Origin of the sequence: Paenirhodobacter enshiensis (genome assembly GCF_000740785.1) — a bacterium.
Taxonomy (GTDB): Bacteria; Pseudomonadota; Alphaproteobacteria; order Rhodobacterales; family Rhodobacteraceae; genus Rhodobacter; species Rhodobacter enshiensis.
The window spans coordinates 15,499-28,039 of the sequence record NZ_JFZB01000031.1; the positions used below are offsets into that span (position 1 = coordinate 15,499).

Below are 12,541 nucleotides of genomic sequence, written 5' to 3' on the forward strand. Positions count from 1 at the left end.
CCGGCGCGGACCACGGGCGCGGCGAAGGGGCCGGAAAGGCATGATGCGCAAGACCCGCGACAGATCTGATCGGGCGGCCGGGGCAATGTCCCCGGCGCTTGTGCGCACGCTTGCGCTGACCCGCGCGGGTCTGGCGGCCGAACGGGGCGCGCGCGCGTTCTGGCCCGTGCTGTCCGTCGCGGGGGCGATCTTCACCGCCGGCGCGTTCCGCCTGCCCGCGGTGCTGCCCGACTGGGCACTGATGCCCGCGGGCTATGCCTCGGTTGCGGCGCTGGTGGCGGGGCTGGGCTATGGGATCTGGAAATTCCGCTTCCCCTCGCGGGCCGAGGCGGTGGCGCGGCTCGACGCCAGCCTGCCGGGCCGGCCGCTTGCCGCGATGGCGGACCGCATGGCGCTCGGGTCAAGCGATCCGGCGGTCGCGGCGCTGTGGCTGCGCCATGTGGAGCGGATGCGCGCCGAGGCCGAGGCCGCGCGCCCCGTCGCCCCTTCCCCCGATCTTGCGCCGCGCGACCCCTATGCGCTGCGGCTGAGCGCGCTGACCGCGGTGGCGATGGCGGTGCTGTTCGGCGCGCCCTGGGCGGGGGTCGGGATGCTGCGCCACGGTCCCGCCGGTCCGGCCGAGGCCGCGATGGCCCCCGCCTGGGAGGGCTGGGCCGCGCCGCCGCGTTACACGGGCAAGCCCGGGCTTTATCTGAATACCGTCGCGGGCGAGGAGCTGCGCGTGCCGAAGGGCACCCGGTTCTCGTTCCGCCTTTACGGTTCTGCCGGATCGGTGTCGTTCAATGAAAGCGTGTCGAACCCGGCCGAGGCGCCCGAGGCCGACACGGCCGGTTCCTCGGGCGTCACGGCGCGCGATTTCGTGGCGCTGCGCGATGGCGAGATCCGCATCGGCGGCCATGGCGGGCGGGTGTTCCGGGTGGCGCTTCTGCCCGATGCCGCGCCCGAGGTCGCCCTCGTCGGCCGGGCCGAGCGGCGCGCCGACGGCAAGTTCGTCCAGTCCTTCCGCGCAGGCGACGATTACGGCGTGGTTTCGGGCAAGGCGCGGATCGCGCTCGACCTTTCCCATGTGGATCGGCGGTACGGGCTGGCCATCGCGCCCGAGCCGCATCCCGATCTGGTCTACGATCTGGCGCTGCCGATCACGGCCTCGCGCGCGTCCTTCACCGGCAAGCTCAACGAGGACGCGGCGAAGAGCGCGCTCGCCAATCTGCCGGTGACGGTGACGTTGCAGGTCGAGGACGGGCTCGGTCAGACCGGCAGCTCCGCCCCCGAGGCGATGGTGCTGCCGGGGCGGCGGTTCTTCGACCCGCGCGCGGCGGCGCTGATCGAGGCGCGGCGCGATCTGATGTGGAACCGGGCGAATGCACCGCGCACCGCCGAGGTGCTGCGCGCGATCTCGAACCGGCCGGACGACATCTTTCCCGATGCCCAGACCGGCGCGGCGATCCGGGCTGTGGCGCTGCGTCTGGAAAAGGGCGAAATCGCCGACAAGACCCGCGACGATCTGGCGGAAATCCTGTGGCGCATGGCGGTGTTGCTGGAAGACGGCGGGCGCTCGGACGCGCTGGCGAAGATGCAGCAGGCGCAACAGAAACTGTCCGAGGCGATGCGCAACGGTGCCTCGGCCGACGAGATCCGCAAGCTGATGCAGGATCTGAAATCGGCGACCGACGATTATCTGCGGATGCTGGCCTCGCAAGACCCCGATCAGGATCCGCGCTTCGGTGCCAACCAGCCCGAGCAGCGCATCACCGGCGATCAGATCCAGCAGATGATGGACGCGATCCAGAAGCTGATGGAAGACGGCCGGATGGCCGAGGCGCAGCAACTGCTCGATCAGCTGTCGCGGATGATGCAGAACATGAAGGTGACGCAGGGGCAGGGCGGGTCGGACAACTCGCCCGGCGGTCAGTCGATGCGCGACCTGCAGGAGACGCTGCGCAATCAGCAGCAGCTTTCCGACGATGCGTTCCAGGACATGCAGGAAGGCCCTTCGGGCGGGGCGGGGGCGCAGCCCGGATCGCCCGGAACCGGAACGCCGGAAGCGGGCCGCCCGGATTCCGGCAGTCCCGAACTCGGCGGCAGTCTCGCCGATCGTCAGCGCGGGCTGCGCCAGGATCTCGACCGGCAGCGGGCGCTGATGCCGCATCTCGGCGGAGACGCCGGAGCCGAGGCGCAGCGCCGTCTTGACGATGCCGGGCGTGCCATGGACGAGGCGGGCCGCGCGCTCGATCAGGGCGACACGGGATCGGCGATCGACCGCCAGGCCGAGGCCATCGGGGCGCTGCGCGACGGCATGAAGTCGATGCGCGAGGCATTGAGCGCGGGCCGGCCCGACAGCGCGGCGCAGGACGACCCGTCCGACGACAGCGCCGATCCGCGGCAGGGGGCCGCAGCGGGCGGGCAGGGCGCGACCGGGCGCGATCCGCTTGGCCGGCAGGCGGGCGAAGGCGCGCAGCCCGGCACCGATCGCAACATGCTGCCGGGTGAAGACGTCTACAGCCGGGCGCGCGATCTTCTGGACGAGTTGCGCCGCCGCTCGGCCGAGCGGCAGCGTCCGCAGGAGGAACTCGATTATCTGGGGCGGTTGCTCGACCGGTTCTGATCAGCCGCGCAGGGCGTGGACGAGCGTCGCGATGGCCCCGATCAGCGTGTGGTTGAACCAGATCCGCCCCGCATCGACCCAGCCGACCCAGATGTCGAGCGTGGGTGCCAGCGGCGGCACCAGCGCGGCGAGCGCGCCGGCATAGATGTAAAGCAATGTGCCGAGAGCCGCGATCAGCAGCACGCCGAAGAATCCGGTGCGGAACCCGCTGCCCTGCGGCGCTGCCTGAACGGCCTCCTGCGGGGGGGCATCGCGGCGATCCTGCGCCGCCGCCAGCGTCGAGGCGAGCGCCGCCGCATCGGGAAGTTCCGGGGGCAGTTCGGGCGGGAAGGGCGGCGGGGGAAGATCGTCCGCTGACCGCTCCGCTCCGCCGAGGGATCCCGGTGCGGTTTCGGCGCTGACCGGCGCATCGGGGGAGTTGAGGTCGCTGAAGTCCGGCAGACCGCGCATCGTCGGAGACGGTGCCGGTGCGGGCGGGGCCTCGCGGGTCAGCGGCGGTTCCGCCCTGGGGGCAGAGGCGGGCGCATCGTGCAGGGGCGTATGCAGTGCCACCACCTTGGCCGCATCGCCGGCCGCATCGTCGAGGCTGCCTTCGGCACGGCGGGCCTCGGTCTCGCGCTCGGCCTCCTCGCGCAGGATGCTCAGCACATTCGAATCGAGCGGGCGGCGCGGCGGAGCCGGAGGCTCTGCCTCCCCGTCGTTCAGGGCCGCGCGCAGGGCTGCCGTCGCCGCGGACAGCGCGGCCAGAGCATCGGCCGGATCGGCAGGCTTCGCCGCGGTGGCTTCGGTTCCGACGGCCTCGGGCTCGGGCGATACCGGAGACAGACTGTCGGATTCGGTGGTGGTCTCTGTGAAAGCGGTCTCGGCGAAATCGTCCGGTGCGAGGTTTTCGTCGGGGTCGGGGGGCAGCTCTGCCGGTTGCGCCTGTTCCGTCACGATGGGCGCCGGCCCGGCCGCCGGAGGCGTCTCCGACCCGGCGGGCGTTTCCAGCTCGCTGACGATACGCGAGATCGCACGCGCGACCGGATCGTCGCCCGACTCCGTCCCCGCGGGCTGACCGAGCGGCAGCGGCGCCGGGGTCAGCGCGGCGCCGGGCTGGAACCAGATGTCGCCGCAGGCCGAACACTGCACTTCGCGTCCCGAATCGGGGATCGCGGCGTCATCGACCTCGTATTGCGCAGAGCATTTCGGACAGATCAGCCTCATGCCGGCTTTCCCTCTGGTTCGCATCGCCATTCTGGCAATTCTTTTGCACATGTTGTAGCAAGCATGGAAACAATATCCAAGCGTTAGCCGGCTGGCTCGGCGCGGCAGGCAGGAAAGGGTCGGCAGTGATCGAGCTGCAGAACGTCTCCATGGGCTACGGCGGCATCGAGCTGCTGACCGAGATGACCTTGAAACTGGTTCCGGGCTCGTTCCACTTCCTGACCGGGCCGTCGGGGGCGGGCAAGACCTCGTTCCTGAAACTGTGCTATGCCGAGCTCTTGCCGAGCGCGGGGTTCGTCAATCTGTTCGGGCAGGATGTGCGCCAGATGGGGCGCGACGACATCGCCCGCACCCGTCAGCGCATCGGCGTGGTGCATCAGGATTGCCAGTTCCTCGACCACCTGCCGATGACCGAGAACGTCGCGCTGCCGATCACCGTTTCGGGGCGCACTCCCGACATGGCCGAGCTGCGCGAGCTGCTGGCCTGGGTGGGGCTGCGCGGACAGGCGAATGCGCTGCCGCCCGAGCTGTCGGGGGGCGAGCGTCAGCGCGCCGCGCTCGCCCGCGCCGTCATCATGTCGCCCGAGGTGATCCTCGCCGACGAGCCCACCGGCAACGTCGACTGGGAGATGTCGAAGCGCCTTCTGGCGCTGCTGATCGAACTGAACAAGATGGGCAAGACCGTGGTGATCGCGACGCACGATCTGAACCTGATCCGGCACGCGAAATCGCAGGTCTCGGCACGGGTGCTGCGCATCCAGAACCGGCGGCTGCATCTGGCGGGGGCGGATCTGTGATGGCGGGGCTCGACGGTTTTCTGGCGCTGCTGCGCGGCGATGGCACCCCGGCTGACCGGGTGGTGCCGCCCTCGGCACAGACGGCGAATCTGACGGTGCTGACGGCGGCGGCGATGGCCTTCCTCGCCGTCTTCGCGCTGGCGCTGTCGCTGGCGACGGGGCGTCTGGCGGACCGCTGGTCGGAGGCGCTGGCGCGCTCGGCGACGATCCGGATCTCGGCCCCGCCCGAGCAGATGGACGCCCAGACCAAGGCGGTTCTGGCGGCGCTTGCAACGACACCCGGGGTGGCGAGCTTCCGCCCCCTCGACGATGCCGAGATGAAGAAGCTGCTCGATCCCTGGTTCGGTCCGGATCTGCCGGTCGACAGCCTGCCGCTGCCGAAGCTGATCGAGGTGACCGAGAGCGCCGAGGGCATCGACACCGACGGTCTGCGCCTGAGGCTTTCGGCCGAGGCGCCCGGCGCGGTGTTCGACGATCACACCCGCTGGCGCCAGCCGCTGGTGTCGGCCGCGCACCGGCTGCGGCTGCTGGGTGGGCTGTCGCTGGTGTTGATCGGCGGCGCGATGGCGGGGCTGATCACGCTGGCGGCGCAGGCGGCGCTGGCGGCGAACGGGCAGGTGATCCGCACGTTGCGGCTGGTGGGCGCGCGTGACAGCTTCATCGCCCATGCTTTCGTGCGCCGTTTCACGATGCGCGGCTTCGTCGGCGCGGTGGTGGGAACGGTTCTCGCGATGATCGGGCTGGCGATCCTGCCGGCCGCGAACGAGGCGGGCGGTTTCCTGACCGGGCTCGGGTTCAGCGGCTGGGGCTGGTTGTGGCCGCTGTTGATTCCGCCGGTCGCGGCGATTGTCGCCTATGGCGCCACGCGCGGTGCGGCGCAACGGATGCTGCGGGGAATTCGCTGATGATCGTGGTGCAATACCTGCGCTCGGTGCTGTTCATCGTTCAGATGTATGTGCTGATGGTGGTGATGGCGGTGGTGATGTTCCCGTTCGCGCTGATCGGCGGGCGGGGGACGGCGATCTGGGTGTGCCGGACCTATTCGCGCTGGATCCGGGTGTCGCTGCGCTGGTTCGTCGGCCTGCGCACCGAGATCCGCGGCACCGTGCCCGAGGGCGACGTGATCGTCGCCTCGAAACATCAGAGCTTCCTCGATATCCTGCTGCTTTATTCCGCGCTGCCGCAGGGCAAGTTCATCATGAAGAAGTCGCTGCTGTGGGCGCCGTTCCTGGGCTGGTATGCCTGGCTGATCGGCTGCATCCCGGTCGACCGGGCGCGCGGCGCGGCGGCGATGAAGGCGATGCTGGCGGCGGTGCGCAATCCGCGCTTCGCGGGCGGTCAGCTCATCATCTTCCCGCAGGGCACGCGGGTCGCGCCGGGGGTGCGGGCCGAATACAAGATCGGCGCCGGCGCGCTTTACCGCACGATGAAGCTGCCCTGCGTTCCGGCGGCGGCGAATGTCGGGCTGTTCTGGCCGCGCCACGGGCTGTTGCGCAAGCCGGGCCTTGCGGTGATCGAGTTCCTTCCGACGATCGAGCCGGGCATGGATCCGCACCGTTTCATGGCGGAACTCGAAGCGCGGATCGAGCCCGCCTCGGACGCGCTGATGGCCGAGGCCGGGCGGAAGGCCTGAGTCTGGGAAGGCCTGGGTCTGGGAAGGTCTGGGTCTGACCCGTCGGACTGCGAAAGGGGCGGCCTGCGGGACCGCCCCTTCGTGTTTCTGGGCCCTGACTGCCTCAGCCGCGGCCGCGGTAGGGCGGCACGCCCTGATCGGGGATCCACACGCCTTCCGGGGCGGCGCCGGTCTGCCAGAACACGTCGATCGGGATGCCGCCGCGCGGATACCAGTAGCCGCCGATGCGCAGCCAGCGCGGGTCCAGCGTCTCGACCAGCCGGCGCGCGATGGAGATCGTGCAATCCTCGTGGAACGCGCCGTGATTGCGGAACGAGCCGAGGAACAGCTTCAGCGATTTCGATTCGACCAGCCAGTCGCCCGGCACGTAGTCGATCATCAGATGCGCGAAATCGGGCTGTCCGGTCAGCGGGCAAAGCGAGGTGAACTCGGGCGCGGTGAAGCGCACCAGATAGCCGATGCCCTGCTGCGGGTTCGGCACGCGTTCGAGGATCGCCGCCTCGGGGCTTTCGGGCAGGGGCGCGGCATGGCCGAGCTGGGTCAGCCCGTCATAGATCGTTTCGCTCATCGGATGTCCTTTCGGGCCGTTGCCCCGGTGCGGGGGGGGCGGTGAGATCGGGCGTGCAGGCCCCGACATGAAAAGGGCGGACCCGCAGGCCCGCCCTTTTGGTTGGGGATCGGGACGGGATCAGGCCGCGAGGCCCTTGCCGCCCATGTCCAGATACTTCTTGCGACGGTCGCGGATCAGCTCGGCCGGCTTCATGTCCTTCAGCTCGGCGAGCATCAGCGCGATTTCCGAGCCCACCGCGGCGATGGTCGCGGCGCGGTCGCGCTGCGCACCGCCCGTCGGCTCCTTGATGATCCGGTCGATCACCCCGAGCTTGAGCAGATCCTGCGCGGTCAGACGCAGCGCCTCGGCGGCTTCGCGCATCTTCTCGGCATCCTTCCACAGGATCGAGGCGCAGCCCTCGGGCGAGATCACCGAGTAGATCGAATGTTCGAGCATCGCCAGACGGCTGGCCGTGGCGAAGGCCACCGCACCGCCCGAACCGCCCTCGCCGATGATGACCGAGACCAGCGGAACGCCGATCTGCAGGCATTTCTCGGTCGAGCGCGCGATCGCCTCGGCCTGACCTCGTTCCTCGGCGCCCTTGCCCGGATAGGCTCCGGGGGTGTCGACGAGGGTGATGACGGGCAGGCGGAACCGGTCGGCCAGATCCATCAGGCGGATCGCCTTGCGATAGCCCTCGGGGCGGGCCATGCCGAAGTTGCGCTCGATCCGGCTGGCGGTATCGTTGCCCTTCTCATGGCCGATCACCATCACCGGCTTGTCGTTGAACCGCGCGATGCCGCCCATGATGGCGTGATCGTCGGCGAAATTGCGGTCGCCGGCCAGAGGCGTGTATTCGGTGAACAGCGCCTCGATGTAATCCTTGCAATGCGGCCGGTCGGGATGGCGCGCCACCTGGGTTTTCCGCCAGGGGCTCAGATCCTTGTACAGGTCCTTGAGCAGTTGCGCCGCCTTGCGGTCGAGAGCGGCCGCTTCCTTCTCGACGTCCATTTCCGAATTCTGCCGGGCGAGGGCGCGCAGCTCCTCGGCCTTCCCCTCGATCTCGGCAAGGGGTTTCTCGAATTCGAGGTAGGTAGTCATGCAGCCCTCCGTTTTCGGTCAGGACTATATGCCGTCGCGGGGCGGAAAATGCAACTGGCGGGCGTGGACCCGCCGCGATCGGGGCGGATTGACCTGTTTGGCAAGGGGGTGAGATGGGAAGCAATGCAAATGGAAACGCCCCGGACCAGCTCTGGCCGGGGCGCTCCGGGTTCCCTCATGCTGGCGTGGCCTCCCCTCCTCGCCGCTCCGGGATCCTGTGACATCGTGTCGCATTTCAGCGTCACGAATCATTCACGTTTCGATGAACTCTTCATCATTTCAGTCCGTCTGGCAACTTATTCTGCTTATCTCAAAGCCGTTTTTTTCATGGTGGCCGTCTCGGTGCCGGGGGTGAGCAAATGTCGCATTGCTGGAGGCCCGGACGGGCTACGGTCAGGGTGCTGAAAATCCTGCGGGAAAGTATCTGTCTCGTTTGTCTTCGTGCGTGATAGAATCTTGCGTGCCGGATTGCAATACCCCTCATGCAGGCGGAATCGTCACGGTGCCGCATCCCGGGTTCCGGCGTCATGCCAAAAATCCGCGCAAGTATTTGCGCAGAATTTCGGCACAGACGCGGAATTCTGCGACATGTCGGGCAGGTTCGGTGCGATTTTCATCGGTATTGCCCGTGGATCGCGCTATCTTCCGCCCACGTGACCAATCCAACCACACGAGGCTCTCATGTCGCTGATCGAAACCCCCTACCTTCTGTTCCTCGGCGATGCGCCCGATCAGCTGGCCGCCAAGGTGGCGCAGGGAATCAAGGACTGGCGCCCGGAATACGCCATCGGCCAGTTCCGCATGGAAGGTTGCAACGCCGACATGGGCCTGCCGGATCTGAGCCTCGCCGAGGCGAAGGCGAAGGGCGTCAAGACGCTGGTCATCGGCGTGGCGAACCGCGGCGGCATCATCAGCCCGGCGTGGAAGAAGGTTCTGGTCGAGGCGCTGGAAGAGGGCTTCGATCTGGCGTCGGGGCTGCACAACCTGCTGCGCGAAGAGCCCGAGCTCGTCGCCGTGGCAGAGGCTACGGGGCGCAAGCTGCATGACGTGCGCGTGCCGAGCGTGGCTTATCCGATCGCCAATGGCGTGAAGCGCTCGGGCAAGCGGATGCTGGCCGTGGGCACCGATTGCTCGGTCGGCAAGATGTATACTGCGCTGTGCATGGAAAAAGAGCTGCGCGCCCGCGGCCACAAGGCGACGTTCCGCGCCACCGGCCAGACCGGCATCCTGATCACCGGCAATGGCGTGCCGCTCGATGCGGTCGTCGCCGACTTCATGGCCGGTGCGGTCGAATGGCTGACGCCCGACAACGACGCCGATCACTGGGATCTGATCGAGGGTCAGGGCAGCCTGTTCCACGTCTCCTACTCGGGCGTGACGATGGCGCTGGTCCATGGCGGTCAGCCCGACGCGCTGGTGCTGTGCCACGAGCCGACCCGCGATCACATGCGCGGTCTGCCGGGCTACAAGCTGCCCTCGCTCGAGGCTCTGCGCGAGCTCGCTCTGACCTGTGCCAGGGTCGGCAATCCGAACTGCAAGGTGGTCGGCGTTTCGGTCAACACGCAGCACATGTCCGAGACCGAGGCGAGCGCCTATCTCGCCAAGATCGAGGCCGACATGGGCCTGCCCGCGACCGACCCCTTCCGCTTCGGCGCCGCGAAGCTGGTCGACGCGCTGGAAGCGATCTGAGAACGCGACTAGGCTGCGCCCGCGTCTTGCCCTTTCGGGGGCCGGATGCGGGCGCTTCCATGAAAAGCGGGCACTTCCGGGATAAAGGGACAGGCATGATTTCCGTTACCGCAGACGTCTTCAAACTGGCCGAGGTGTTCACCATCTCGCGCGGCAGCCGCACCGAGGCAAAGGTCCTGACCGTGCGGATCGAGCGCGGCGGCATTCTGGGCTGGGGCGAATGCGTGCCCTATGCGCGCTATGGCGAGAGCCTCGAAAGCGTCACCGCGCAGATCGAGGCGCTGCCCGCCGACATCACCCGCGCCGAGTTGCAGGACGCGCTGGAACCCGGTGCCGCACGCAATGCCGTCGATTGCGCGCTGTGGGATCTGGAGGCGAAGGCCGCCGGCAAGCGGGTGTGGGATCTTGCGGGACTGAGCGCGCCGGGGCCGGTCACTACGGCCTATACGCTGTCGCTCGACACGCCCGAGCGGATGCAGATGAAGGCGGCCGAGAATGCGCATCGCCCGCTCCTGAAGATCAAGCTCGGCACGCCCGACGACATGGGCCGCCTCGAAGCGGTGCGTCGCGGCGCCCCCGAGGCGACGATCATCGTCGACGCGAACGAGGGCTGGACGGTCGAGACCTATCTCGACCTCGCGCCGCATCTGAAGCGTCTCGGCGTCGCGATGGTCGAGCAGCCCTTGCCCGCCGCGGCGGATGAGGAGCTGATCGGCCTCGACCGGCTGGTGCCGGTCTGTGCCGACGAGAGCTGCCATACCCGTCACAGCCTTGCCCATCTGAAGGGCAAGTATGACATGATCAACATCAAGCTCGACAAGACCGGCGGTCTGACCGAGGCGCTGGAGCTGCGGGCGCTGGCGCTGGCCGAGGGCTATAAGGTCATGGTCGGCTGCATGGTGGGTTCGTCGCTCGCCATGGCGCCGGCGGTGCTGGTGGCGCAGGGCGTCTCGGTCGTCGACCTTGACGGACCGCTGCTTCTGGCAGAAGACCGCGACACGCCGCTGCGTTACGAGAACGGCAAGGTATTTCCGCCCGAACCGGGCCTCTGGGGCTGACTTGAGGAGAATTCAATGAGCCGCACCGTCTATCTGAATGGTCAGTATCTGCCCGAGGAAGAGGCCAAGGTCTCGATCTTCGACCGGGGCTTCGTCATGGGCGACGCCGTCTACGAGGTGACCTGTGTCCTCGAGGGCAAGCTCCTCGAATTCGAGGGCCACATGGCGCGTCTGCAGCGCTCGCTCAAGGAGCTGCAGATGCATTGCGACATCAGCCGCGACGAATGGCTGGAGATCCATCGCAAGCTCGTCGAGCTGAACGGGCTCGAGAATGGCGGGGTCTATCTGCAGATTTCGCGTGGCAATGCGGGCGACCGCGATTTCCATTTCCCGAAAGCCGGCACGCCGCCGACCGTGGTTCTGTACACCCAGTCGAAGGCCGATCTGCGCAACGATCCCCATGCCGAGACCGGCATCACCGTGGTTTCGGTGCCGGATCTGCGCTGGCATCGTCGCGACATCAAGACGGTGCAGCTGCTCTGGGCCTCGATCGCCAAGATGACGGCCGAGCAGCAGGGCAAGGACGATGCCTGGTTCGTCGAGGACGGGTTCGTCACCGAGGGTTCGTCGAACAACTGCTACATCGTGAAGAACGGCGAGGTGATCACCCGGCCGCTGTCGAACGACATCCTGCACGGCATCACCCGCGGCTCGCTGCTGAAGATGATGGCGGAGCGTCAGCTGAAGCTGGTGGAGCGCCCCTTCACCATCGCCGAGGCGCAGCAGGCCGACGAGGCGTTCTATACCTCGGCCTCGTCCTTCGTGATGCCGATCGTCGAGGTCGATGGCGTGAAGCTCGGTTCGGGCAAGCCCGGCCCGGTGGCGAAGCGGCTGCGGGAGATCTACATCGAAGAGGCGCTGAAGGCCGCGATCTGATCCGGATTGCGGGGCACTCTGCCCCCGGATGGAGAGGGAAAGCCCCGGCCGGAAGGTCGGGGTTTTTTCTTGTGACGGGGGCCGGGGTGCGTTGAGCCTGGAGTGCTGCCCGCACAGAAAAGAAGGGGGCTCTGCCCCTCAGTAAGGTTAGGGGCTCTGCCCCACAGAAGGTTAAGAGAGGGGGCTCTGCCCCCTCGGGCCTTCGGCCCTAACCCCCGGGATATTTTCGGCGAATCGAAAGGGGGAGGGGTGGCGCCGTCAGAGGCCGCTGTCGCTCAGCACGGCGTCGAGAACGGGGGCGAGGCGGGCGGCCCAGGCGGCTTCGCCTTCGGGGGTGGCGATCAGGTCGTTCCTGACTTCGATCAGCAGGTTCGGGCGGCGCGGCGCGAGGGCGTGGCGGTCGATCGAATCGCCGTCGAGATGGCCCGCATAGGGCTCGTTGTCGCCGGTGACGATGCCGAGCGCGCGCAGCCGGGCGATGAACGGTTCGCTCAGCCGGCGGTCCTTGTGCGAGGACAGCACGCCGATTTCCCATGGCCGGGGCGGCTTGCCCCTGAGTTGCGGGGTGAAGGAGTGGATGGCGCAGATCGCCCGGTCGGGGCGGGCGGCCGCGAGAGTTTCGAGTGCGTCGTGATAGGGGCGATGGAGCCGGGCGAGGCGGGTTTCGGTTTCTGCGGCGTCGACGGCGCGGTTGCCCGGGATCACCGTGCCGTCATAGAGCTGCATCACCAGGGTCGGATCGTCCTCGCCGCGGTTCGGGTCGATCACCAGACGCGAGAAATCGCTGTGGATCAGGGGCGCGTTCAGCCGCTCCGCGATGCCCCGTCCGGTGCCGAGAGCGCCGGGATCGAAGGCGATGTGGCGCGCCATCTCTTCCCCGGGGAGGCCGAGGCTGCCGCCGCCCACCCAACCGGGCACCCGGTTGGTGGCGTGATCGACCGTGACGAGCCAGCGCGACGGCCGTTCCGCGCCCTCGATGGCGAAGGCTTCGCTCGCGGATTGTTGTGACGAAATGGTCATTTCCGT

Annotated in this window: 11 protein-coding genes; 7 read left to right on the forward strand and 4 right to left on the reverse strand. The window is 68.2% G+C overall.

Annotation, left to right across the window (positions count from 1 at the left end):
* Positions 1-85 precede the first annotated feature (85 nt).
* Complete coding sequence (locus CG50_RS12700; RefSeq protein WP_051909989.1) at positions 86-2,605, forward strand: DUF4175 domain-containing protein; 2,520 nt, start codon at positions 86-88, stop codon at positions 2,603-2,605.
* Here CG50_RS12700 and CG50_RS12705 read toward each other — a convergent pair whose 3' ends face one another.
* Positions 2,606-3,811, reverse strand: a complete 1,206-nt coding sequence (locus CG50_RS12705; RefSeq protein WP_081880434.1) for a zinc-ribbon domain-containing protein — start codon at positions 3,809-3,811, stop codon at positions 2,606-2,608. It lies immediately after the preceding gene.
* 125 nt (positions 3,812-3,936) lie between these two features.
* Here CG50_RS12705 and CG50_RS12710 point away from each other — a divergent pair, with 125 nt between their 5' ends.
* From CG50_RS12710 to CG50_RS12720, 3 genes are read left to right on the forward strand one after another with little or no spacing between them, the layout of a single operon-like run.
* Complete coding sequence (locus CG50_RS12710) at positions 3,937-4,608, forward strand: cell division ATP-binding protein FtsE (protein ID WP_036639030.1); 672 nt, start codon at positions 3,937-3,939, stop codon at positions 4,606-4,608.
* Positions 4,608-5,513, forward strand: a complete 906-nt coding sequence (locus tag CG50_RS12715) for a cell division protein FtsX (protein WP_152559515.1) — start codon at positions 4,608-4,610, stop codon at positions 5,511-5,513. The genes CG50_RS12710 and CG50_RS12715 overlap by 1 nt, the downstream gene beginning before the upstream one ends.
* On the forward strand, positions 5,513-6,241 hold the full coding sequence (locus tag CG50_RS12720) for a lysophospholipid acyltransferase family protein (protein ID WP_338048282.1): 729 nt from the start codon (positions 5,513-5,515) through the stop codon (positions 6,239-6,241). Before CG50_RS12715 ends, CG50_RS12720 begins: the two co-directional genes overlap by 1 nt.
* Positions 6,242-6,344: 103 nt before the next feature.
* Here the strand turns inward: CG50_RS12720 and queF are convergent, their stop codons facing one another.
* On the reverse strand, positions 6,345-6,809 hold the full coding sequence (queF, locus tag CG50_RS12725) for a preQ(1) synthase (RefSeq protein WP_036639035.1): 465 nt from the start codon (positions 6,807-6,809) through the stop codon (positions 6,345-6,347).
* A gap of 120 nt (positions 6,810-6,929) precedes the next feature.
* The gene (locus CG50_RS12730; protein WP_036639043.1) at positions 6,930-7,892 is read right to left on the reverse strand and encodes an acetyl-CoA carboxylase carboxyltransferase subunit alpha; all 963 of its coding nucleotides are present in this window, start codon (positions 7,890-7,892) and stop codon (positions 6,930-6,932) included.
* A 687-nt stretch (positions 7,893-8,579) separates the two neighbouring features.
* Here CG50_RS12730 and dgcN point away from each other — a divergent pair.
* The 3 genes from dgcN to CG50_RS12745 all read left to right on the forward strand — a co-directional run bounded on the left by dgcN (position 8,580) and on the right by CG50_RS12745 (position 11,515).
* Positions 8,580-9,581 (forward strand): N-acetyltransferase DgcN, encoded by a 1,002-nt coding sequence (dgcN, locus tag CG50_RS12735; protein ID WP_036639122.1) that lies wholly within the window; start codon positions 8,580-8,582, stop codon positions 9,579-9,581.
* A 95-nt stretch (positions 9,582-9,676) separates the two neighbouring features.
* The gene (gene dgcA / locus CG50_RS12740) at positions 9,677-10,639 is read left to right on the forward strand and encodes an N-acetyl-D-Glu racemase DgcA (protein WP_036639045.1); all 963 of its coding nucleotides are present in this window, start codon (positions 9,677-9,679) and stop codon (positions 10,637-10,639) included.
* Positions 10,640-10,654: 15 nt separating this feature from the next.
* Complete coding sequence (locus CG50_RS12745) at positions 10,655-11,515, forward strand: D-amino-acid transaminase (protein ID WP_036639046.1); 861 nt, start codon at positions 10,655-10,657, stop codon at positions 11,513-11,515.
* A gap of 258 nt (positions 11,516-11,773) precedes the next feature.
* Here the strand turns inward: CG50_RS12745 and CG50_RS12750 are convergent, their stop codons facing one another.
* Positions 11,774-12,535 carry an N-formylglutamate amidohydrolase gene (locus CG50_RS12750; protein ID WP_036639048.1) on the reverse strand — a complete coding sequence of 254 codons (762 nt, stop codon included), beginning with the start codon at positions 12,533-12,535 and terminating at the stop codon, positions 11,774-11,776.
* Positions 12,536-12,541 lie beyond the last annotated feature (6 nt).

Coding starts and splice junctions, on each gene's coding strand:
- CG50_RS12745 (WP_036639046.1), top strand. CDS start 10,655: ATGAGCCGCACCGTCTATCTGAATGGTCAGTATCTGCCCGAGGAAGAG.
- CG50_RS12700 (WP_051909989.1), top strand. CDS start 86: ATGTCCCCGGCGCTTGTGCGCACGCTTGCGCTGACCCGCGCGGGTCTG.
- CG50_RS12750 (WP_036639048.1), bottom strand. CDS start 12,535: ATGACCATTTCGTCACAACAATCCGCGAGCGAAGCCTTCGCCATCGAG.
- dgcA (WP_036639045.1), top strand. CDS start 9,677: ATGATTTCCGTTACCGCAGACGTCTTCAAACTGGCCGAGGTGTTCACC.
- queF (WP_036639035.1), bottom strand. CDS start 6,809: ATGAGCGAAACGATCTATGACGGGCTGACCCAGCTCGGCCATGCCGCG.
- CG50_RS12730 (WP_036639043.1), bottom strand. CDS start 7,892: ATGACTACCTACCTCGAATTCGAGAAACCCCTTGCCGAGATCGAGGGG.
- CG50_RS12705 (WP_081880434.1), bottom strand. CDS start 3,811: ATGAGGCTGATCTGTCCGAAATGCTCTGCGCAATACGAGGTCGATGAC.
- CG50_RS12715 (WP_152559515.1), top strand. CDS start 4,608: ATGGCGGGGCTCGACGGTTTTCTGGCGCTGCTGCGCGGCGATGGCACC.
- CG50_RS12720 (WP_338048282.1), top strand. CDS start 5,513: ATGATCGTGGTGCAATACCTGCGCTCGGTGCTGTTCATCGTTCAGATG.